Genomic DNA, 22,284 nt, shown 5'->3' with positions numbered 1-22,284 from the left:
GGCAGACGGCAAACGGCAGACGGCAGACGGCAGACGGCAGACGGCAGACGGCAGACGGCAGACGGCAGACGGCAAACGGCAGACGGCAGACGGCAATTTTAGACTCGCGACAACCGCACGCTAGCAAGAACCCAAAAACTCAATAACTCAATAACTAAAAAACTAACAAGCTCTTCCTCTTACAAAAGTACCTATAACATTCAAACGACAACGCCATCCTGTGACGGGCTTCGGAAACCGCTGTGACGGTTCGGGGAGAACGGTGGGACGAATGGCCATTTCTTCTCGGGAATTCCATTTTTGGTGGGACCGTCCGGGGAAAATGGTGGGACGAATGGTCGAATATCAGGGATGTTTTTTTTCCCTTCACTCATCCTTCATTGATCCTTCATTCATCCTCCACTGATCCTATACTCATCCTCCATTGACCCTTTACTTTGGGTCCCCGAATGACATGAAGGAATTGTGGTACCAGAGCGGTAGCAATATGGGCCTTCTAAGTTATTTGGTTCGTAGGTTATTAGGTTATAAGTGCGCAAGGCAATTGGCAATCGGCAGTCGGCAGTCGGCAGTCGGCAATCCGCAATCGGCAATCGGCAATCGGCAATCGGCAATTTTGGACTCGCGACAATTGGACGGCTCCAAAAACTCAAGAGCTCAAGAACTTAAGAACTCAAGAACTTAATAACCAAAGAACTTACAAACACAGCAACTGAGAACCCCAAAACCACCACCTGACACATTAACCATTCAACTTTGAACTTTCAACTTTGAACTTTGAACTTTCAACGTTCTACCCCCCATTCCCTATTCGGCTTCGGCCCCATTTCCAGCTCCAGCGTTCCGCCGGCCATTAATTGTTCATGCGTGAACCAGGGTCTGGCAAGCGGCTGGCCATTGAACCGGGCGCTTTGAATGTACTTGTTCACTACGGAACAATTTTTTGCGTTTACATGAAACTGTTTGCCACCGGGCAGATCAATGGTGACCCTTTCAAACAATGGACTACCAATGGTGTATACCGGCAAACCAGGGGTTACCGGATAAAAACCCATGGAAGAGAACACCACAAAGGCCGACATCCCACCGCCATCTTCATCGCCGGGAATACCAAAGATGTTGTCCTTAAACCATACATCGAGCAAAAAGCGAATGCGCTTCTGCGTTTTCCAGGGACTGTTGGTGTAATTGTATAAATACGGGATGTGAAAACTGGGCTCGTTGCCCATGGAGTATTGTCCTACCAGCGCGGTGGCATCGGGGAATTTTGCCCAGAACTCATACTTGCTTCTATCCAGCCCTTCATGGAATAACTGATCGAGCTTTTGTTCAAAACTATCTTTGCCATTCATCAGTGATATCAATCCGCTTATATCGTGTTGTACCTGCCAGAGGTAGGTCCAGCCATTGTTCTCATCGTAGTAATCACGGCCACCCATACCGCCATCAAACTTAGGGTCTATTTCAACCCAATGGCCTTTATCGTCTTTAGGCAGGAAGAGGCCGCGACTACTGTTCCATAAATTTTTATAATTCACTGCATGGGCGTTGAAGGCTTTATAGTCATCGTTCTTACCCAGCTCTTTGGCCAATTCGCCCAGTGCCCAGTCGTCGTAACTGCCGGCCAGGGTAACGGCCACAGCCTGTCGCTTTTCGAAAGGATGTACGGCACTATTGGTTTCGGTTACACCTTTTTGCAACGCGGGGAAATAGCCATTAGTTCGGTAGTGATCATCCAATGACGTGGATGGTCCATTGCGCCAGGGAAGCATGGTAGCCTGGGTGGCATTTTTCTTCATACCCGCATAAGCTTGCTGCACATCAAAGTTTCGCAATCCTTTGCGATACCCATCGAGGAACATTACGGAGGAATGAAACCCATTCATACAGGCATGGTCGCCAAACAACACGGGAAAGGTGGGCATCCAGCCGCCTTGCTCATACATGTTCACGTACGAATTCAGGATGTCTTCTTCCATGGCCGGGTTCAGTACGGTGCGCAAGGGATGTTGCGCGAGGTAGGTATCCCAGGTCCAGTCATCTACATAAAAGGGACGATTGTTTTTGGCTGTATGAACTTTGTTATCGAAACCACTGAAGTATTGGCCGTCTTCAGTAATATCAACCGGGCGTTCATAACAACGATACAGGGCAGTATAAAAAGAACGTTTCTGTGCTTCGGTGCCACCCGTTACCTGGATCTGGCCCATCACTTTATTCCAGGCGTTTGCTGCCTGTTGTTGCATTTGCTCAAAAGAAACATCAGCCAGCTCATTACTAAAATTCTTTTTCGCCTGTTCGGCACTGAGATAGGAAATGGCATATTTAAATTCAATCACCGGCGGTGAACTGGCCGGGAAACTGGCCCATGCTTTCACTTCTTTTCCTGTAACACTGGATGCTGTTTGTAAGGTATTACCCTTTACCGTACCTGCTATAGCATCGACATTGAACTGTCCGTATACATACACTTTTATATTACCATGGTAAATTTCCATACCAGTGATCTCGCGTGCGGAGTTAAAGTTGAATTCGCCTTCCCCATTATTATATGGCGAGAACAGGACGTTTTTGGCGGAATTGGCGGGAAAGGTAAAACGGTAACAACCTGTTTTTTTACCGGGCGTAAATTCCACGGTGATATCATCATTTACCAGCCAGGTACTATAATACCAGGGCCGGGTGATCTCCAGGTCGTGGTCGTACAATAGCGGTTCTTTCCAGCTACTCAACCTCACTTGTTTGGTCGTTGGCTTTATAGCAAATACCTCGCCTAAGCGATGCGACACAATATTCAACGGAAAACTGACTATCTGATCATCGAGGTAATCGGCCCGGAGCGGATGCATGCGGACCATTTGATTGGGCTGTTGGACCGTTGGCCGGGTTGGTTGCAACAAGGCGCCTACATTCCCGATGCGGGGATCAACAAACCGGGTATTGTTATCATGGATGGTAACGCCTGCCGTGCTTGTACTTTGCGCCCATAGGACCACTGCATATACCTGTAACAAAAGAAATAGTACTGTACGTTTCATGCATCAAATCTACCCGGGTGCGTATAATAAAGTCTTAATAAACCATTAACAAAGCCCATTTAAGTAATTAAGTCTGTGAATTTTATCTAACAGGCGACTACCACGCCCAAAACCTTCGATCTCATTAATTCACATATGTGAACGCCCCCGCCATTTTCCTGCAATTATTTTGTATCCGCAAATATGATCACCATGAAAGCAACACCTATCATTTCACTCCTCTTCTTTTTGCTGGCCAGTGCGGCCACCTTTAGTCAGGACACCCAGTCCCGGGTCTTAACCCTGCAACACGCTTTTGAACTGGCTGCCGAAAACAGCACACAGTTAAAAATTGCGGAGAAAAACACCGAACTGGCCCACCAAAAAATAGATATTGCCAAACTGGGCCATCTGCCGGGTATTACCACCTCCCTTAATTATGGCTACTTAAGCAATTCCCAGATCTGGGACCCGTCTTTTGGCAAACACACCACCGCCCCTGTTCCACATAACCTCACCCAGTTTTCGCTACAGGCCTCGGAGACCATTTTTAAAGGCGGTGAAATAGCCAACAATATAAAAAAGGCCACGCTGGAAGAACAGGTTGCCCTGTTGAACCAGGACAAAAACGGGGAAGACATAAAATTCCTGGTAGCCGCTAAATACCTGGATATCTATCGACTGATCAACCAACGCCGGGTGCTGGAGAACAATACCAAACTGGCGCAGGAACGGCTTAAGAACATCCTTAACCTGCAAAAACAAGGAGCGGTCACCAATAACGATGTGCTGCGCACCCAACTCATTATCTCCGATCTTGAATTGGGCATTCGCAAAACAGATGACAATATCAATATCCTCACGCAACAACTGAATGTAGTACTGGGGCTTGGGTTAAATGAGCAACTGGTCCCCGACTCTACCCTGTTAACCCTTCCTTTTAAAAACGTGACCATTACGCAACTGATGTCCACCACTTATGCCAATAACAAAGACCTGAAAACCGCTTCAAAAGAAATTGAGATCGCGAAAACCAATTTGAAGGTAATAAAGGCCGACCGGTACCCGGAGATCAGTTTGTTTACCAGCAATAATTTTCAACGTCCTTATACCAATGCCCTTCCGGCCAGGGATATCTATTATAATATCTGGCTGGCCGGAGTAAGTGTTAAGTACAACCTGTCTTCCATTTATCAATCGCCCAGAAAAGTAAAAGCGGGGAAAATACAGGTTGAACAAACCGTTGCCAAAGAAACGCTGCAAAGACAAAATGTAGAATTATCGGTAAATGCCGCTTTTATAAAATACAAAGAAGCAAAGGATGAACTGGATACCTACACCGATGACCTGAAGTCGGCGGAAGAGAATTATCGCATTGTAGAAAAGAAATATTTTAATCAGCTGGCTTTGCTCACCGATATCATCGATGCGGCCAACACAAAAATAGAAGCGGAATTGAAAGTAAGCAATGCACAGATAAACATTGTATATACGCATTATCAATTGCAAAAATCGATCGGAACACTCTAACATTTTCAACTCAATTATATGACACAGCATCCACGGAAAAACAAAAAAACAATAGTGGTGAATATCTTATTGATCGCCTTAGCCCTGGTGTTTATTACCTGGGGGATCACCACTTATTTTAACCTGAACAGCGATCTGTACACCAATGATGCACAGATCGAAGAATACATAAATCCGGTGAATACCCGGATCCCGGGTTATATAAAAGAAGTACGTTTTACCGAACACCAGCATGTAAAAAAAGGCGATACGCTGGTACTGATAGATGACCGGGAATATAAAATTCAACTGGAACAGGCAGAAGCGGCCTACCTGGCAGCCACTGCTACTAAAACTGTAACCGCCTCCAGCGTTCATACCGTACAAAGCGGCCTCTCCATTTCCGATGCCAACATAGCCGCCGCCCAGGCCCGGTTGTGGAATGCGGAAAAACAATATCACCGGTACGAGAACCTGTTGACCGAAGGAGCCGCCACGCAGCAGCAGTTTGACCAGGTAAAATCTGAATATGATGCCCTGGCGGCTCAAACAAAAGCCCTGATGCAACAACGCGCTACCACCAATCTTTCTACCGTTGAGACTTCCAACAAAATATCGGTGAACAATGCCGAGATCAAACGGACGCATGCCTTACTGGATTATGCAAAACTGAACTTATCCTACACAGTTATTACCGCGCCTTATGATGGCGTTACCGGTCGCCGCAACATCCAGGAGGGTCAACTGCTTCAGGCCGGACAAACCTTATTATCCTACGTACGGAATGACAGCAACTGGGTGGTTGCCAATTATAAGGAAACGCAAATAGCCAGTCTTTCCATTGGTCAAAAAGTAAAATTGCGGGTGGATGGTTTTAACAAACAGGAACTCGAGGGGGTGGTATCTGCTATTGCAGAAGCAACCGGCTCGCGATTCTCCGCCATCCCCACCGACAACTCCACTGGTAACTTTATAAAAGTGCAACAACGCATACCAGTACGGATAGAGTTTGTAAAAAATGATACCAACGGCGAATTGCTGAAGCATTTCAGGGCCGGTATGAATGTAGAAGTTCGCAAAGTCAATTAAAAACAACCCACATGGAACTCAAATCAATTTTTTATGCATGGGTACCCAAATATCTCCGCTTTATCCTATTAACCCTGATGGCTTTTGTGATCCTTACCACCAATGGTGTATACACAGGAATAACCACTGATATCTACAGCGATCTGGGCGTGTATGCAGAACCTTACACAATGGCCAGTAACGCCTTGTACATCGGAATGGGCGCCAGTTTAATATTTAATATCCGGCTATTTACCAGGCTAACCAACAAAACACTGATGTTGACCAGCTTTGTTTTACTACTGTTACTGAACCTGGTGTGTGCATTCACTAACAACCCGGTTGTAACAGTTGCTGCTACCTTTTTTATCGGGTTTGCCAAAATAATAGGGTTTGGGGAGGTTTACCTGAACCTGTTAAAGATCTGGAGCCCCAAACAAATGAGCACTGCCCGGTTATACCCTTTCTTTTATTTCATAGCATTGGCCGGATTGTATTTTATGACCTGGTTTACCGCTTACCTCAACAATCTGTATTCCTGGCGGTTTGCTTATTATGCACTTTTTATCATGACAGCCATTTGTATCCTCCTCACGGTTGTGTTTGTCGAAAATCATCCGCTAAAAAGAAAAATACCTTTATACCAACTGGACATTCCCGGTTTGTTGCTTTTAGTTACCACCATGATGCTGATCAACTATGTAGTGGTCTATGGGAAAGTGGAAGACTGGTTTAACTCGACAGCTATTAAAGCCGCCTGTTTTGGCGCTGGCATCACTTTCCTGCTCTTCATCAGAAGGGAGTTGTTGGTAAAACGTCCATTGCTGAATATAGAGCTGTTCAGAAAAAACAATTTCACGTTGGGCCTGGTACTGATCATCCTATTTAGTGTTTTTACGCCCGGTACCTTTCAATCAGCTTATTCGGGCAGCGTACTGCACTTTGAATCCATCCGGAATGGAGAATTGAATTTATTCCTAATTCCGGGAATACTCACCGGTAGTATAGTAGCTTATTGCTGGTATAAGCTCAATTTAAGTGGCCAGCTACTTACCATCATCGGCTTTTCAGCCCTGGTCATTTATCACATCCTTATGTATGGTCGTTTTGTGACCGATCTGAACATCAACGATTTCTGGTTCCCTTCCTTTTTCAAAGGGTTTGGGCAGGCGTTGTTGTATATTTCCCTTGCCGTGTTTGCAACGGCCGGGTTTCCTTTTCCCCAGGTGCTTAAAGTGGTGGGCGTGGTTGTGTTGGTACGTTCCTTCCTGGGCCCAGGCGTTTTCTCGGGGTTGTACGGTTATTTTTTATATGCCGAAAGGACCAGGCACTTATCAAAACTGGCCAGCCATATAGATGCCAATGAACCCCAGGTATTTGCACAAGGCAATATACCCGGGTTCTATCAAAATATACAACAACAGGCCAGTTTAACGGCCCTAAAGGAAATCTCGGGAACTATCATTATTTTTGGTTTATCGGTTATTTTTATATTGATTGTAATAAATCTTTACAAAAGGATAAACCTGGCTGCATTACATGGTACCAACAGAAACATGTGAACCATTTTTTAATTACATGCGAAAGTTTGTAGAACTCGATGCCGACACCATGCAGTTAATAGCCGATCATACCAGTGAAGTCACGCTGCCTGAAAAACACCTCCTGTTGCTGGAAAGCAGGCCCTGCGACAAGATCTATTTTATTATTTCAGGTTTGGGCCGGTCGTATTACACCGATTTCTCCGGAAAGACCATCACCTGGAATTTCCATTTCAATACGGCGGAAAGCATCAGTAAAAACCTGTTTGCGACTGACTATCGCGCTTTCCTCAACAACAAATTATCTTCTGTTGCCATTGAAACATTGAGCGAAGTAAATGCCTTACTGTTCACCAAAACCGAGGTAAATTATCTGATCGAAAAATCATTTACCTATGAACGTTGGATGCGGAAGCTAAATGAAGCCGCGTTTATGAACATGTACGATCGGGCGTTTACGTTACTCACTATGGCCGCAGCGGACAGGTATGATAAATTAGTAAAAGAAGAATCGCATTTACTACAGATGTTCTCCAACTACTATATAGCCTCCTATCTGGGTATTGCCCCGCAAAGCCTGAGCAGGATCAGAAGCCAGCATTAAATCCCTTCTTTTCTTTATTCACATATGTGAACGAAATAACTTCCCCGGGATACGAACTTTGGTATATCAAACGAACAGAGAGTATGAAAAGAGCAGTGGAAATAGAACATGTGACACTCGAAATAAAAAGCAGCTTCGGTAGCTTTACTTATCAGTTGGTAAACGCATTGGGCATTTTAATGCAAGTAGGCCTCTTTACTGCAAATGTTCAGAAGCCGGCAAGGAGTACTTCCTTTTTTCTTTATTCACATATGTGAACGAAATAACTTCCCCGATATACGAACTTTGGTATATCAAACAAACAGAGCATATGAAAAGAGCAGTGGAAATAGAACATGTGGTCCTCGAGATAAAAAGCAGCTTCGATAGTTTTACTTATCAGTTAGAAAAAGCGTTAGGTATTTTAATGCCAACAGCACTACTCTCCCTGGGCGCCACGCCTGCCTCGATGGTTTGTTATTTAGATAGCACCTGCGATGAGAATAAGCTGGTGATCTATAATATCATGTCAGCCGAAGACCTGCCCCAAAAAGAGAAATTCAGAAAAACAAAACAATACCAATTGGGAAATCCAGACATAATTGGCAGAATGATAAGTAACCAGGCCGGGGCCGGACTGTACTTACCAATTCACCTGCTTGTTTATGAAAACGAGCAACAACAAGTGATCGTTGAATATGACCTGCCCACCTCCCAATGCGCCCAGTTCAATAATACTGCTTTGTTAGCCGACTCCCGCTTACTTGAAAACAATCTTATAGTTCTTATTCAGAAAGCCGAAAAGGCAGGGATACCTTAATCAATTTTTTTTGACCAATAATATACCGATCGGTATAATCTATTTTATAATCACTTAAATTTTAAAACAATGTCAACAACAACAAACCAAGCAAGCCAAACAGCTCAGGTATTTTACACAGCTAAAACCCGCACAACAGGCGGTCGTGAAGGTGCATCCCGTAGTTCAGATGGAAACCTCGATGTTAAATTGTCGATGCCCGGAAGCAGCAAACCCGGTACAAATCCCGAACAGTTATTTGCCGCCGGCTGGTCAGCCTGTTTTGAAGGCGCTATGGCCAAAGCTGCCCAAAAACTGAAAGTAAGACTGCCCGATAATCTGTATATCGATGCAGAGATGGACCTGATTGTAGACGATGGGAACTTCTCATTAGCAGCCCGCATGAATGTCAGCCTGCCCGGTCTTGACAAAGAAGTAGCGCTGCAAATAATTGAAATTGCGCACAATATTTGTCCTTATTCAAAAGCTATCAAAAACAACGTGCCGGTTTCATTTAACCTGATTTAAGTTAATGATCGCCGGACTTATCCGGAAAGTCCGGTGATCATTTACCTTTGTTCCACTCCGCTTCCCTTATAGCCTACCCTTTATTTTCTCATTAAAGAAACCAACACATAATCATTCAAATTTTTAGGTAATGAAAAGCAGTACAAATCATGTTGTTAAAGCCGCAGCCGTTCAAATAAGCCCGGTCCTCTATAGCCGGGAAGGCACCACACAAAAAGTAGTGAACAAGATCCGTGAATTGGGCAAACAAGGTGTACAGTTCGCCACCTTCCCTGAAACTGTTATTCCGTACTATCCTTATTTTTCATTTGTTCAAACTCCCTATATGCAGATCGCTGGTGGGGAACACCAGAAATTATTGGATCAGGCGGTGACCATCCCTTCCGCCACCACCGACGCCATTGCCGAAGCCGCCAGAGAAGCGAAAATGGTCGTATCAATTGGCGTAAATGAACGGGATGGCGGAACTATTTACAACACCCAGTTATTATTTGATTCGGATGGCACCTTACTACAACGCCGCCGCAAAACCACACCCACCTATCATGAGAAGATGGTTTGGGGACAAGGTGATGGTTCAGGATTAAAAGCTATTGACAGCGCCGTAGGCCGTATTGGGCAATTGGCCTGTTGGGAACATTACAATCCGCTGGCGCGTTATGCCATGATGGCCGATGGAGAACAGATCCATTCCGCCATGTATCCTGGGTCCATTTTTGGCGATCTGTTCACGCAACAAACAGAAGTAAGCGTACGCATGCATGCCCTGGAAAGTGCCAGTTTTGTAGTATGCGCCAGCGCCTGGCTCGATGCCGATCAACAGGCACAGATCATGAAAGACACCGGCTCGCCTATTGGTCCTATTTCCGGTGGCTCATTTACCGCCATCATTGCGCCCAGTGGAAGTATTATTGGAGAACCGCTTAAAAGCGGCGAAGGCGAGGTGATCGCTGATCTGGATTTCACCCTGATCAACAAACGCAAACAACTGATGGATTCAAGCGGTCACTACAGCCGGCCTGAATTGTTGAGTTTATTAATTGACCGCACTCCTGCCCCCCATGTGCATGACCGCAGTGTATTCACCACTCCGGCACCAGTTGCACAACCAGCAGAAGACCATCTTCCTTCACTTGTTAACGCTTAACTATGGAAGCAACCATGATATCAACAGAAATAAAGGTCAGCAGGATCAGCATCATTTCACAAAGGCCGTTTGAAGAAGTAGTGAAGCGGCTGACGGAAGCCATTGGCCATCCTGACATGAAATCATTTCATCATTCAATTATTGCCTCAAAAGACGGCGCTGACCTGGAAGCGATGGTGGAAGTAGCCACCGGCCCTATTGGGTTGATGGAATTCTATCGCTTTGATTCGGGTGAGGTCTTAAGTAAGTGGCAGAAGAATAAAAAGCCAGGGCTTATGCGGTTCCTGATCGGCAACCCAGTGATCATGCGCAGCATGGCAAAAACGGTCCCAGATGCAGCCGCCTATGCGCCTGTCACCGTTTTGGTTCATCAACGTAAAGATGGCGTGTATTTATCGTACGACCTGATGGAAAGCCTGCTGTCGCCCTATGGTGATGCACCAGCACTGGCCATTGCAAGAGAACTCGATATCAAGATCACCCAACTCCTGGAAAAAGCAGCGGTCTGAGATATAGAACTTATTAAAATAAAAAAGCTACCCCAACGACCGGGGCAGCTTTTTTATTATTTTATAGCCAGGGAAGAGGCTAGTCTTACCTGATTATTTTTTTTAGTGCTTAATGACCTGCTTTGTTGTTACCGTTTTTCCATTGCGCACTTCTACCTGGTAAATACCGGTTGTCAGTGATTGCAATGAAATAGATTGGGTAGCAGCAGTGATCCGCTGTGTGAGTAACAGTTCGCCTCTGAGGCTGTAGATGCGTACTACCGCGTCAGGTGCTACTGTACCAACCTGGATATTGAAATGATCTGTTGCCGGATTAGGGTACAGAACGATCTTATCAGCAGCGGTATTGAGGTTGTCAATTACTGCCGTTGGGGTATTGGCGGCCATACGCGTTTGTGACGCAGCAGTTGGCTCGGTACCGAAGATCAGTTGTCCTTTGTAATAAACGGTCATGTGATCATTCACCGCTAATTTAGCTGGCGCTGTATACGAATAGTCATTCGCAAACGAGAAGTTCGACCAGTCAGATTTTGCAATGCGGTATTGGATATTACCGGTATTGGCTGCAGGGTACAGGCTACCCAGCTCTGGCTTGATCTTGATCTCAAAGTACTTATCAGCACCTGTTGCAACAGGACTTACCCCGTTGAAGCTGGTGATAATATTACTGCTGCCCAGTTTAGCATAGTCTACCCATGCATTCAGTGCAGCATTGCCATCGGCAGTAAACCAGTAACGAACACTCAGGTCGCCATAAGCTACAGGCATATTGCCTTCGTTGTTGATGGTTACATAAGTGCTGATGGTATTATTACCGCCGTTCTGTGTTGATGAATAAACTTTCACTTTCACTTCAGGCGTTACAGCAGCAGGTTCTACACCCCATACCAGTTGTCCGTTGCGGTACAAAGTGATATGGCTGTTGTTTGCGTATGCTTTGTCATTGCTTGCATATGAATAGTCATCTGCTTCGTTGAAATTGGTCCAATCGGTATTGGCAAAGCGTGACTGAATAACACCGGAATTACCGTTGGCAACCAGGTTACCAGCCGATTTATCGAAACTGTATTCGACATAACCATAAGCGCCGGCACGTGGTTGTTCGAGTTGCACATATTTCATTTTCACTTTGCTGTTGCCCAGTTGTGCATAATCGATAAAGGTATTAATACCAGCAAAATTCTCTGCAGTGAACCAGTAACGGGCAGTCAACTCACTGTAAGCTACGTTGGCTTTACCCTGATTTACCAGTTGCAGGTATGGATTAATGCTGTTGTTCTCAGTCTTTCCTTTATCGCCATCCAGTGATTGTACGGCTATGTTCAAAGGAGCAATGGTCAGCGTGCGTGCAACAGACGCTGCAGGCAGGTAATCTGAATCACCCGATTGAGAAGCAGTAATGGTCACGGTACCATCGCGGAGTACTTTCACCACACCATTGTTGATGGTAGCGATAGAAGCATCAGAAACAGTATAACTAATTGGGAGGTTTGAGCTGGCAGTAGCATGAAGCACAATAGCAGCAGTATCACCTAATAATACAGCTGGGAGTGCATCGAAGCTAATGTTTTGCGCAATCTTATTTATGATCAGGATACGCTCAACTGATGCTGCAGCCAGGTATACGGAATTACCTTCCTGAGAAGCAGTGATAACTACGGTACCAGCATGTTTGGGTATTACTACACCATTCACAATAGTGGCGATCGCAGTATCAGAAACAGCAAAGCTCACTGCCAAACCTGAGCTGGCGGTTGCATTCAGTACAATGGGGGTAGTGTCGCCCAGGGTAACAGCAGCCAGTGAATCGAAGCTGATGCTTTGCGCCAGCTTATTTACAGTCAATGTACGTGAAACAGATGCTGCAGGCAGGTAAGCAGAATCACCCGCTTGTGAAGCAGTGATAATAACTGTACCAGCTTGTTTGGCTGTTACTACGCCATTCAGGATAGAAGCGATAGTAGAATCAGAAACCTCATAGCTAACCGGCAACTCAGAGCTGGCGGTAGCATTCAGTACAATAGAATCGCCGATGGTAACAGCAGCCAGTGAATCAAAGCTGATGCTTTGTTGAACGTGTGGCAGTGTGTTCTTCAGGTCTTCAATAGACTTCACCGTTTTCACCCACTCTATGGCGTAGCTGGTTTCGCCAGAAGAGATATCCGCTACTTTAAATTGGAAAGTAGTGAGTTTGGTACCTCTGTCCGCTGGCAGTTTGGTAGCAGTTGCGCCAAAAGTACCTTTCGTAAGGTCATAATAATAGATATCATCGCCTACAGTGCCAGTCCATTTATTGGAGCCATTGCCAAACGATCCCAGGTTGGTATCGAAGGTAATATTGGCAACCTGTGGTTTTTTGAAGCGAATGGCAACGATGGGATAATTGTTGGGTAACAATTTCGCACCGGCAGTTTTCTTCGCATCACCACGGCCTTTTGCGTTTGATTGGGGAACCAGGGTTACAACCAGTTTACCATCCTGAACGGTGGCAACAGAACCACTGGTAGCAGCAGCCCAGCCATCGTTGGTGCCAATGAAGTTATCATCGATCAGACCACTGATGGTATCTTTTATGATAAGCGTGCGTGCTACAGAAGTGGCAGCCAGGTAAGTGGCGTCACCAGCTTGTGAAGCCGTGATGGTCACCGTACCATCGGTCTTAACGATCACTTTATTGTTTACAATAGTAGCGATGGTTGTATCCGAAATGGTATAGGAAACCGGCAGACCTGAGCTGGCGGTAGCCTTCAATACAACTGGAGTGGTATCGCCCAGGATAACCGTTGCCAGGGTATCGAACGTGATGGTTTGCGATTTAGAAGGCGGAACAACTTCCACCAGATCAGCCACCGTTTTCACTGTTTTTATCCACTCTATCGCATAGCCGGTTTCACCAGAAGTGATATCCGCTATTTTAAACTGGAACGTAGTGAGCTTGGTAGCTACATCTTTTGACAGCATGGTTGGCGTAGCGCCAAAACCACCTTTGGTAAGGTCATAATAATAAACATCATCACCTACTTTACCTGTCCATTTATTGGCGCCATTGCCAAAAGAACCCAGGTTGGTATCGAAGGTGATATTAGCCACCGTTGGTTTTTTGAACTTGATGGCAAAGATGGGGTAATTGGTGGGGAACAACGTAGCACCGGCTGTTTTCTTTACATCACCACGGCCTTTACCACTTGTGGTAACCAGGGTAACGTTCAGTTTGCCATCTGCAACAGTAGCTACTGAACCGCTTGTAACCGCAGCCCAGCCATCGGCTGTTGAAGTAAAGTTATCATTGATCAACCCAATAGTAGTATCAACAGGAGCTGTTGTGCTGTCTTTTGGATAATCGGCTGCTGTGTTCAGGTAGAAGAACAAAGAACCATAGCCTGGATTGTCTGCACCGGCAGGTGCAGCTTCGGGGCCAGTGGCTTGCATCACCTGTAATGTCCAGGGCATTTGCAGTCCCTTGCGAACAACATAATGGTTGTAGGCGATCTCAAAGACAGGTCTGAACTGACCACGGGCAGTGGCAGAAATTGCTTCGGGCGTATAATCAGTATAGTTTTTTTCGCAATAATCGTATGATGTCTGGTAATCTACGGTGTTACCAAGATTATATTTCGAAGCATACTCATAGCCGCGCATAATGGCATTACCGGAGGCAGAGTACAAGTCAACCCCCTGTTTATTGGCCATTTCAGCCAGCTCAGCCAATGAGCCAATTGCCAGCAGTACGTGCCCCTGGTCGCGGTTGCTCTCCTGCAACTGACCGGCGGCCGTCACTACATAATTATCGATGCTGCCATTGCCTTCACCATGGTAGAAATAAGTTACTACCCGGTTGAACATATCTGTATCGTTGTTGTAAACGGCAATGGCCATTAACGCCTTCATACAAATAATGTCCCAGTTACCATGCGAACAGGGCGAGAAGTTTTGCAGCACAGGATAGAAAACATTTTTCAGCATGGTGCCGGCTTGCTGTTGTTTATCCACAGGCCATGCGGAATAAGTAGCGCGCATGATCTCGGCAGCATTGGCCAGCATACAACCATACAGACCGTTCAATGCAGCATCTGCACCGATAATACCGGTAGTGGTAGCTGCATACGCATCGATGATCTCAACCGCTTTTTTGGCATGCGCTTCATTACCGTTGATGTTATACATCAGGGCATTGTAGTAAGCAGCCAGGAAATCGGCTTCCACGCCATTTTTAACAGAACCGCCATTTACGCCATTCACCGTAACGGTAGCATCACGGGTAAGCTGCGCATAGGGTCCTGCCATCTGGTAAGTAGCAGATGCACGCGTTGAAGCCGCCAGCAATTGGTAACTTGCATAAGGACGGCCGATCTTGTTGGCTACCTGGCTTTTCATTCTTGCCAGATCAGCTGCATTGTGTAACAAGCCTGGGTGCGCAAATGTGCCAGTGAAAGAAAAGCTGGGTGGATTGTTAACGCCTACGTACGCCCGCAGTTCATCTACAGACGCGAAGGTTTTAACCCAGTCAACCTCAAACTGAATATCATTCGCAGCTACTTCGGCCGAGGTTAAAACCACATCGGCAACTTTAAAAGTAAATGAAGTAAGGGTTGTGGTTGTACCCGCCACGGAAGTGGTACCCAGCGTACCGGTAGAAAGGTCCCAATAATAAACGTTGCCGGTAGCAGAAGCTACTTTAGTGGCATTGTTGTTGGTTCCATTGAACGACCCCAGGTTGGTGTCGAAGAAATAGTTACACCGGGGTGGCTTGTTGAACTTGATAGCCACAATTGGATAGGCGCCGGCATTAAAGGTCACGCCGCCTGTTTTTTGAAAATCGCCCCGGTACTTTCCACCGGTTTGCGGGGCCATCGTTACCACAAAACGGCCGTTTACGATCTGGCCGGTAGCGCCCGAGGTAGCGGCTTTCCAGTTGTTGGTGTTACCGGTTGAGAAATCATCATTCAGCAACCCGGTTTGGGCCCAGGACCGTTGCATAAATAACGAGAGCAAAATCAACAAACTGCCTGCTCTGACAGTCTGGGCCGCCGGTCGCAGCCATTTTTGCTTCAAAAGAAGCACTTTCATAAGGGTACAAATCTTCATGCTTAGGGACTTTTGATATTTCAAGGGGTTAAGAAATTCCACTTATAAAGGTTTCGCAGCAATACAGAATGGCAACGCCAGCTTGATTACTGACGCCACCTTCTGTAATGAATACCTGACGCAACGTCCTCTTGCGCCATTATTTACCTAAAACCGACCTGTCAGGTGGGTCACTCTTTCGGAGTGGCTCCCCCTGACAGGTCTCCTGCCTGTGCTCCAACGTGTCGGAGCGCCTTGCTGTTTGCCGTCTGCCGTTTGCCGTCTGCTGTTTGCCGTCTGCCGTTTGCCGTCTGCCGTCTGCCGTCTGCCGTCTGCCGTTTGCCGTTTGCCGCTCCACCACCTTCTGCAATGACAGCACATATACTGTCCGCTGAGCGTACAGCAAGGGGTAATTTTAAGTTAAATTTATTTTTAGGGGAGGCTAATTCAACCTGATCTTCTTGATCAGGGGCTTTTTAAGCTGTTCAGGATGGGTAATTGTGCCATCGGGTTGCAAATGGCTGACGTGGCTGATGGCGATGAAATAAAAATCGTCGTTTACAATAACACCTGTGGTGGGTTCCTGGTAATCGGGGTGAAATGCTTCCAGCACTTTACAGCTTTCTATTTTTTGTTTTGAAGAGGACAGGTTAAACCGGACTACGCGGTCTTTGTCATTTCCTGAACTCTGAATAGCAATAAGGGAGTTCTTGTAATAATACAGTCCGTCGATATAGTTTAAATAACCACGCGTTTCATTTTCCATGGAGACCAAAACCTGGGTGGGCAGATAAATGCAGGTAATACCGGTCCGGTCGGCCACATACAGCGTATTCGTTCCTTCATCAAGGGCAATCCCATTGGGATAAATGAAATCCTGCGCTACCAGTGGGGTTATACGCCCTTCATTCAAATTCAGGGTGTACACTTTACCAGCCTTGCTATCGGTAAAGTAAAGAACGTTATCGGAAGTGATGACCAGGTCGTTGAATAAATGGTCCCTGTCTTTGTTGTCCAGAATATACTTATTGACCAGCTTACCCGTAGCCAGGTCAAAGCCAAAAATGCCGGAGTAACCATTGTAGGGTTCTTTCTCTGAAGCACTGCATACCCAAATGGTTTTACCATCCGGACTTACCTTCATGCCTAATACCATCCAGATGCCGTTACAATCGGCAGGGATAAAATCTTTTTGTCTGCTATCGGGCATGTGTTCCACAATCTTGTGTTGGGCCAGGCTGCTCACAAAGAACCTTTTCCCATCAGCTGTTGCAGCAATGCCTTCCGGTATCATCCCCGGATCATCAAGGGTAAATGCATTTTCACTGCTGAGTACTGGTTTTGCGATGGTGGTAAAGAGCGGCACAAGCGTTCTGAATCCCTTTCTTACATACAGCTTGTCAAAATTCTTATTGTTGGCCACATCATAAGGCAGGCCTTTAATGGCCAGTTCCGACAACAATGAAAAACTTTTATCTAAGCTATCTGCCTGGCAATAACATTCTGCCAGCCGGTATAAAATGGAAGGATAGCGTACAGTTTTTATCAGCTTACTGCCCTTTTCTATACACCCAGCATAATCATTTGCTTTCACAGATCTGAATTGTTCATAATCTGTTTGAAAAGACTGGGCAAAGCCAGGCAATGGCAGCGCGATCAGCAAAACAATGGCAGGTATTTTCATGACAGGCTTGTTGGTCTGCTATAAATTTACCATTCCCGGGATGAACGACCTGAACGCAAATCCCTTTTTATAACCATTGGTATAAAATCAATTCAATTCTGTAACCGGTACTCGTTGGGCGACAGGCCGGTTTTCTGTTTGAACAGGCGGGTAAAATGCTGCGGGTATTTAAAGCCTAACTCGTAGGCGATATCACTTATTGATTTATCAATATCGAAGATCTTTTCCTTGGCGATAGTGATCAATTTTTCCTGTACATACTCCTGCGCCGATTTACCGGTTTCCTTTTTTATGAGGTCGCCAAAATAGTTTGGCGATAAATTCAATTCACCTGCACACCAGGCAACGGATGGAAGGCCAATGGTGTGTGGTTTGTCGGTTTTAAAATACCCGTTCAACAACTCCTCAAACTTCTCCAGAAATCCTTTGTGTGCCGTATCGCGGGTAATAAACTGCCGGTCGTAAAACCGAACACAATAATTCAATAACAATTCTATGTTGGAAACAATCAGGTTTTTACTGTGCTTGTCAACAGCCTGTTCCAGTTCGTATTGAATTTTGGCAAAACTGTCGAGGATCACCTTTCTTTCCCGTTCCGATAAATGCAGCGCTTCGTTGGCCTGATAACCAAAGAAGGTGTAGTCCTGGATATGTTTGCCCAATGAAGTGCCATGGAGAAAATCAGCATGAAAGATCAGCACATGTCCTTTAGGCTGAAACGTTGCGCCATTACTGTCAACGCCGGCAATCTGCCCGGGCCCAAAGAAAACCAGGGTACCTTCCTGGTAATCATACTTATGGCGACCGTAGCGCATGTCGCCACACTTTATGTCTTTGATAAAGATGGTGTAAAAACCAAAGTAGGTGGAAGCACCCTGTCGCGGATCGGCCTTTGACAGGTCGACCACACTCACCAGCGGATGCAATGTTTCATTGTTATTGAATGCGTTATACTCACTAACCGTCTCAAATCGCCTCGTAACATCCATATAATTATAATTTAACAGGCACAAAATTACCACTTTATCCGAAAGGTGCCAGCCGGCCACCCGGTATCAGGAATAATGGTATATAAACCAGTAATCTGTATACCAAAACAGCGCTTCAATGGTGAGACCTTTGCTTCATCAAAAACAATTAAACAAACAAAAGATATGCAGAAAAGAATATTAGGTAAAAGCGGGTTGGAAGTATCCGCCCTGGGTCTGGGTTGTATGGGTCTTAGTTATGCTTATGGCCCCGCCATGGAAAAACAGGCCGCTATTAAACTGATCAGAAAAGCTTATGAACTGGGCGTTACCTTTTTCGATACGGCCGAGGCATATGGACCTTATGAAAATGAAGAATTACTGGGCGAAGCGTTGCAACCGTTCCGCAATGAGGTAGTGATAGCCACCAAATTTGGGTTCAAAGAGGGCAAACCAACATCAGGGCCAGACAGCCGGCCGGAAACTATTCGTGCTTATACAGAAGCCGCATTAAAGCGATTAAAAACAGATGTGATCGATCTGTTGTATCAGCACCGCATAGATCCCAATGTGCCCATAGAAGAGGTGGCAGGCACGGTAAAGGAGCTGATCAAAGAGGGAAAGGTAAAACACTTTGGGATGTCGGAAGCGGGTGCCTCCTCTATTCGCCGGGCACATGCCGTGCAGCCGCTTGCAGCTTTGCAAAGCGAATATTCACTTTGGTGGCGCGAACCTGAACAGGAAATTCTGCCTACCCTGGAAGAACTGGGGATTGGATTTGTGCCTTACAGTCCTTTAGGTAAAGGTTTTTTAACTGGTGCGATCGATTCACAAACCACATTCGCGGAAAACGATTTCCGGAATGTAGTTCCCCGCTTTACTGAGGAGAACCGCAAAGCAAACCAGGGACTGGTAGATGTATTGGGTCAAATTGCAAAGGGGCTGAATGCCACTAATGCACAAATTGCATTGGCGTGGTTGCTGTCGCAAAAACCCTGGATGGCTCCTATTCCAGGTACAACAAAATTGAATCGTTTGGAAGAGAACACGGGGGCTGCGGCTATTACGCTTAGTGCCGGTGATCTTAAAAAGATAAATGAAGCACTGGCCAAAATTGAAGTGCATGGTGCAAGATATCCTGAGCAAATGCAAAAAATGATCAACCGGTAATACTATAAAAGGAAAGTTGCCTACTTACAGTGCGCAAATTCGAGCCTCCTGATGCAAGCACCTCTGCGCCTGTCGTGTAAGCAACTTTTCTCTTTAAATACAAGCATAGCACCTTGTATGACAACTATTCACTCCAGGGATCTAATACTACTTTAACACATTTGTATTCTTTCCCTTTAACTATAAAGTACGCATCAACGATATTGTAAGTGGCAAACGGCGAGTAATAACGTTATTTCTTTTTATTTACGGGCGCTTGTCTTTTATGTATGTTTTCAGCGGCTACATGATCCGGTAATATATTACTCAAGGTCACAGTCATTTTATTCCTGAAACCCGATATTACCATATCATCACCGCGCATCAAGGCATCATAGCCATCTTTGGCTACCTTTACCGGATCATCGAGTACTCCTTCCGTTACAATTCTAGATTCCTGCATTTGTGCTTTATTGAAGAAATCGGTATCGGTGACGCCGGGCAGCAAGGCTGTTAACGTTACTCCGGTATCCTTCACTTCATTGCGAACAGCTTCGGTGAATGATTGTACAAATGCTTTGGTACCATGATAGACTGACTGTAATGGACCGGGTGTTTTACTGGCAATGGAAGACAGGTTCAGGATCTTACCATTTCCTTTCTGCAGCATTTCGCGCAGGAATAATTTTGTAAGCACCATCAGGGAGCAAATATTCAATTGTATAATATCCAGCTCTCGGTAAATATTTGTTTCAGCAAATTCACCATATTGTCCCTGACCCGCGTTGTTCACCAGGATGTCAACCGGCAGCCCTCTTTCCTTCACTTCGTTGTATACTTCAAAAGGGCTTTCTTTGATGAACAGGTCTTTTGAGATAGTAACCACATCAACACCTATCAGCGTAAATTCTTTGTACGCACGTTCGAGTCCATTTTCGTTACGGGCTACTATTATCAGGTCATGACCATTGTATGCAAATATTTTCGCTAACTCAAAACCGATACCGCTTGTACCGCCGGTTATCAGTGTATACCCATTGTTCGTATCCATAATAATTTATTTGAGTAAAAAAATACCCGACAGAAAAGATGTATTAGAAAGAATTAATTTCCCCGCTTCCTGCCGGGTCCTTATACAATTCGTGAGCTTTATATAACAAACTGCAATTGGCAGGAGTACTTATATCGCGGCAAAGCATATGCCAGGGAAAGGCAATGGGCAATCTCCGACTAATAGCTAAACACACTTCCTTGCCTCCGAGGAAGCGAGTTATATGTCGGGCGCTACTGTACAGGTAACAGGCGGCATGCCTACTATTTAATTACTTTAATCCCAACCGTGACACGGTTTCTACATTAATAAAACAGTCCCGGCGTTACTGCCGGGACTGTTCTTTTTAGTGCACTGTTTTCACTTCTAAATGATGCGGTTTGTTAAAGTGTTTGCACAAAGCCAGGCCCACCGCAAGCCTTAACTGACCGGTCCTGTTTTCCGGAAGCGGACTTATTGAGATCCAACCCGCTTCCTCCAAAAAAACATGATTACCGTATAATTTTTGTTCCAGTGCACCATTCATGACGGTAATATGGTATTCATTATGATCGCCCTTTTCTTTTATGCGGGCCAATGCGAAATATGTTTTTTGTTTATACTCAAATTCTATTGATACTATCTCTTCCATACGCTTCAATTTTCATTTTTGATGTTTATATTTATAACACAATAATCCACCCCTCAGGAGACGGTGAACACAGCCAAGCCCGGTTATTATTTTACCATTATGTATGTCTGCTATAAAAGAGGCTGTTGAGGAGATTGGAATAACACAAAAAATTATGCCCTTATAAAGTTACAGAACGTTGCGATACAGTCTGAATATTTTTTTTCCTTAATGTATTTTGTTATCTTGTCAATACAACGGCGCTACAACCGTTTGCAAATAAATTGTTCACGCTCTGATTTCTCCTTTCATTTCAACATTAGTATCCTGAAGGTTAAGTTCTGTTTCCAGTGGCATCGCAATGGCAATGGTATTGATAAAGCAATCAAACTACAGATGACATTACAATGCGTAACAAAGAGGCAATGAAAGACCCCTGGCTTATTGAAGTAGTACCGGCACAGCAAACCGGTCGGTCTTCATTTACACACAGCAACATCGAGTGCCGAAACCCTACACATGCCAAAGAATGTTACTACACTGCTGCGGCACGACTGGTAAATGTGAACCGATGGAATGAGTATGCCGGGAAAGCCACTGCCAGTTTTCAATTATTTGATGCTGCGGGTAATGCGATAAACCGGCCAGTTCAAAAAAACGATTATCTGCGCATCAATATCCCGGGACCTGGCAATCCCGATGCAGATGGTGGTGACTGGGTGCAGGTATTACAGTCAGGTGAAAAATCAGGCGTGGAACAACAGTTGACCTTTATTACCGTAAGAACGTGCGCTAATCCTTTAACCAGCAACATGGGACCTACCCATTTTTTTGACTATCCCGCCACTTCAACCTTTGTGATCTTTCGTAAACAATTGACCATTATGGCGGCGGTCTTTGGCAGGAATGAACACAGCAATCTCAAGAGTCAGAATCTGTTTACCCGTATCCGGAACTGGTTTATTTACATCGGCGCCCAGCTGGGGCTGGCCAACCTGCAATGGAAGGCATTAACGCATGGATTATTACATGCAAAAGAACACTGAACTTTCTGTAT

Annotated in this window: 16 protein-coding genes; 10 read left to right on the top strand and 6 right to left on the bottom strand. The window is 45.4% G+C overall.

From position 1 onward, the window contains the following. Positions 1-785: 785 nt before the first annotated feature. A complete protein-coding gene (locus tag J7I42_RS29085) occupies positions 786-3,038 on the bottom strand; it encodes a GH92 family glycosyl hydrolase (RefSeq protein WP_209142877.1) in 2,253 nt (750 codons plus the stop codon). Between the two features lie 192 nt (positions 3,039-3,230). On the opposite strand from J7I42_RS29085, the gene J7I42_RS29080 reads away from it, so the two are divergent. The 8 genes from J7I42_RS29080 (at position 3,231) to J7I42_RS29045 (ending at position 10,701) form a co-directional block, all read left to right on the top strand. Next, a complete protein-coding gene (locus J7I42_RS29080; RefSeq protein ID WP_209142875.1) occupies positions 3,231-4,547 on the top strand; it encodes a TolC family protein in 1,317 nt (438 codons plus the stop codon). Between the two features lie 18 nt (positions 4,548-4,565). After that, entirely contained in the window at positions 4,566-5,615 is a 1,050-nt protein-coding gene (locus J7I42_RS29075; RefSeq protein ID WP_209142873.1) for an HlyD family secretion protein, read from the top strand. An 11-nt stretch (positions 5,616-5,626) separates the two neighbouring features. Beyond that, the gene (locus tag J7I42_RS29070) at positions 5,627-7,156 is read left to right on the top strand and encodes an MFS transporter (protein ID WP_209142871.1); all 1,530 of its coding nucleotides are present in this window, start codon (positions 5,627-5,629) and stop codon (positions 7,154-7,156) included. Between the two features lie 16 nt (positions 7,157-7,172). Next, a complete protein-coding gene (locus tag J7I42_RS29065) occupies positions 7,173-7,739 on the top strand; it encodes a Crp/Fnr family transcriptional regulator (RefSeq protein WP_209142869.1) in 567 nt (188 codons plus the stop codon). A gap of 310 nt (positions 7,740-8,049) precedes the next feature. Continuing rightward, positions 8,050-8,538, top strand: coding sequence for a DUF302 domain-containing protein (locus J7I42_RS29060; RefSeq protein ID WP_209142867.1), 489 nt, complete (start codon positions 8,050-8,052; stop codon positions 8,536-8,538). 69 nt (positions 8,539-8,607) lie between these two features. Continuing rightward, positions 8,608-9,045, top strand: a complete 438-nt coding sequence (locus J7I42_RS29055; RefSeq protein WP_209142865.1) for an organic hydroperoxide resistance protein — start codon at positions 8,608-8,610, stop codon at positions 9,043-9,045. A 130-nt stretch (positions 9,046-9,175) separates the two neighbouring features. Then, complete coding sequence (locus tag J7I42_RS29050; RefSeq protein WP_209142863.1) at positions 9,176-10,192, top strand: nitrilase-related carbon-nitrogen hydrolase; 1,017 nt, start codon at positions 9,176-9,178, stop codon at positions 10,190-10,192. 2 nt (positions 10,193-10,194) lie between these two features. Next, entirely contained in the window at positions 10,195-10,701 is a 507-nt protein-coding gene (locus J7I42_RS29045) for a DUF302 domain-containing protein (protein ID WP_209142861.1), read from the top strand. A gap of 102 nt (positions 10,702-10,803) precedes the next feature. Here J7I42_RS29045 and J7I42_RS29040 read toward each other — a convergent pair whose 3' ends face one another. The 3 genes from J7I42_RS29040 to J7I42_RS29030 form a co-directional block, all read right to left on the bottom strand. After that, the gene (locus J7I42_RS29040; RefSeq protein WP_209142859.1) at positions 10,804-15,786 is read right to left on the bottom strand and encodes a DUF4979 domain-containing protein; all 4,983 of its coding nucleotides are present in this window, start codon (positions 15,784-15,786) and stop codon (positions 10,804-10,806) included. Positions 15,787-16,207: 421 nt separating this feature from the next. Continuing rightward, a complete protein-coding gene (locus tag J7I42_RS29035; protein WP_209142857.1) occupies positions 16,208-17,449 on the bottom strand; it encodes an SMP-30/gluconolactonase/LRE family protein in 1,242 nt (413 codons plus the stop codon). A gap of 92 nt (positions 17,450-17,541) precedes the next feature. Further along, positions 17,542-18,438 carry a helix-turn-helix domain-containing protein gene (locus J7I42_RS29030; RefSeq protein ID WP_209142855.1) on the bottom strand — a complete coding sequence of 299 codons (897 nt, stop codon included), beginning with the start codon at positions 18,436-18,438 and terminating at the stop codon, positions 17,542-17,544. A gap of 165 nt (positions 18,439-18,603) precedes the next feature. On the opposite strand from J7I42_RS29030, the gene J7I42_RS29025 reads away from it, so the two are divergent. Next, the gene (locus tag J7I42_RS29025) at positions 18,604-19,587 is read left to right on the top strand and encodes an aldo/keto reductase (RefSeq protein ID WP_209142853.1); all 984 of its coding nucleotides are present in this window, start codon (positions 18,604-18,606) and stop codon (positions 19,585-19,587) included. Positions 19,588-19,819: 232 nt separating this feature from the next. Here the strand turns inward: J7I42_RS29025 and J7I42_RS29020 are convergent, their stop codons facing one another. Both J7I42_RS29020 and J7I42_RS29015 read right to left on the bottom strand, forming a co-directional pair. Beyond that, entirely contained in the window at positions 19,820-20,617 is a 798-nt protein-coding gene (locus tag J7I42_RS29020; RefSeq protein ID WP_209142851.1) for an SDR family NAD(P)-dependent oxidoreductase, read from the bottom strand. Positions 20,618-20,963: 346 nt separating this feature from the next. After that, positions 20,964-21,248 (bottom strand): hypothetical protein, encoded by a 285-nt coding sequence (locus J7I42_RS29015; protein WP_209142849.1) that lies wholly within the window; start codon positions 21,246-21,248, stop codon positions 20,964-20,966. 404 nt (positions 21,249-21,652) lie between these two features. On the opposite strand from J7I42_RS29015, the gene J7I42_RS29010 reads away from it, so the two are divergent. Beyond that, positions 21,653-22,273, top strand: a complete 621-nt coding sequence (locus tag J7I42_RS29010; RefSeq protein WP_209142847.1) for a hypothetical protein — start codon at positions 21,653-21,655, stop codon at positions 22,271-22,273. Positions 22,274-22,284: the final 11 nt, after the last annotated feature.

This window comes from Niastella soli (assembly GCF_017742245.1).
GTDB classification, from domain to species: Bacteria; Bacteroidota; Bacteroidia; order Chitinophagales; family Chitinophagaceae; genus Niastella; species Niastella soli.
Note: the sequence above shows the minus strand (reverse complement) of the source record. Positions and strands in the feature narration are given on the sequence as shown.

Excerpts from the sequence above, each read along its gene's own strand:
- J7I42_RS29085 (WP_209142877.1), bottom strand. The coding sequence starts at position 3,038 with ATGAAACGTACAGTACTATTTCTTTTGTTACAGGTATATGCAGTGGTC.
- J7I42_RS29080 (WP_209142875.1), top strand. The coding sequence starts at position 3,231 with ATGAAAGCAACACCTATCATTTCACTCCTCTTCTTTTTGCTGGCCAGT.
- J7I42_RS29075 (WP_209142873.1), top strand. The coding sequence starts at position 4,566 with ATGACACAGCATCCACGGAAAAACAAAAAAACAATAGTGGTGAATATC.
- J7I42_RS29070 (WP_209142871.1), top strand. The coding sequence starts at position 5,627 with ATGGAACTCAAATCAATTTTTTATGCATGGGTACCCAAATATCTCCGC.
- J7I42_RS29065 (WP_209142869.1), top strand. The coding sequence starts at position 7,173 with ATGCGAAAGTTTGTAGAACTCGATGCCGACACCATGCAGTTAATAGCC.
- J7I42_RS29060 (WP_209142867.1), top strand. The coding sequence starts at position 8,050 with ATGAAAAGAGCAGTGGAAATAGAACATGTGGTCCTCGAGATAAAAAGC.
- J7I42_RS29055 (WP_209142865.1), top strand. The coding sequence starts at position 8,608 with ATGTCAACAACAACAAACCAAGCAAGCCAAACAGCTCAGGTATTTTAC.
- J7I42_RS29050 (WP_209142863.1), top strand. The coding sequence starts at position 9,176 with ATGAAAAGCAGTACAAATCATGTTGTTAAAGCCGCAGCCGTTCAAATA.
- J7I42_RS29045 (WP_209142861.1), top strand. The coding sequence starts at position 10,195 with ATGGAAGCAACCATGATATCAACAGAAATAAAGGTCAGCAGGATCAGC.
- J7I42_RS29040 (WP_209142859.1), bottom strand. The coding sequence starts at position 15,786 with ATGAAGATTTGTACCCTTATGAAAGTGCTTCTTTTGAAGCAAAAATGG.
- J7I42_RS29035 (WP_209142857.1), bottom strand. The coding sequence starts at position 17,449 with ATGAAAATACCTGCCATTGTTTTGCTGATCGCGCTGCCATTGCCTGGC.
- J7I42_RS29030 (WP_209142855.1), bottom strand. The coding sequence starts at position 18,438 with ATGGATGTTACGAGGCGATTTGAGACGGTTAGTGAGTATAACGCATTC.
- J7I42_RS29025 (WP_209142853.1), top strand. The coding sequence starts at position 18,604 with ATGCAGAAAAGAATATTAGGTAAAAGCGGGTTGGAAGTATCCGCCCTG.
- J7I42_RS29020 (WP_209142851.1), bottom strand. The coding sequence starts at position 20,617 with ATGGATACGAACAATGGGTATACACTGATAACCGGCGGTACAAGCGGT.
- J7I42_RS29015 (WP_209142849.1), bottom strand. The coding sequence starts at position 21,248 with ATGGAAGAGATAGTATCAATAGAATTTGAGTATAAACAAAAAACATAT.
- J7I42_RS29010 (WP_209142847.1), top strand. The coding sequence starts at position 21,653 with ATGAAAGACCCCTGGCTTATTGAAGTAGTACCGGCACAGCAAACCGGT.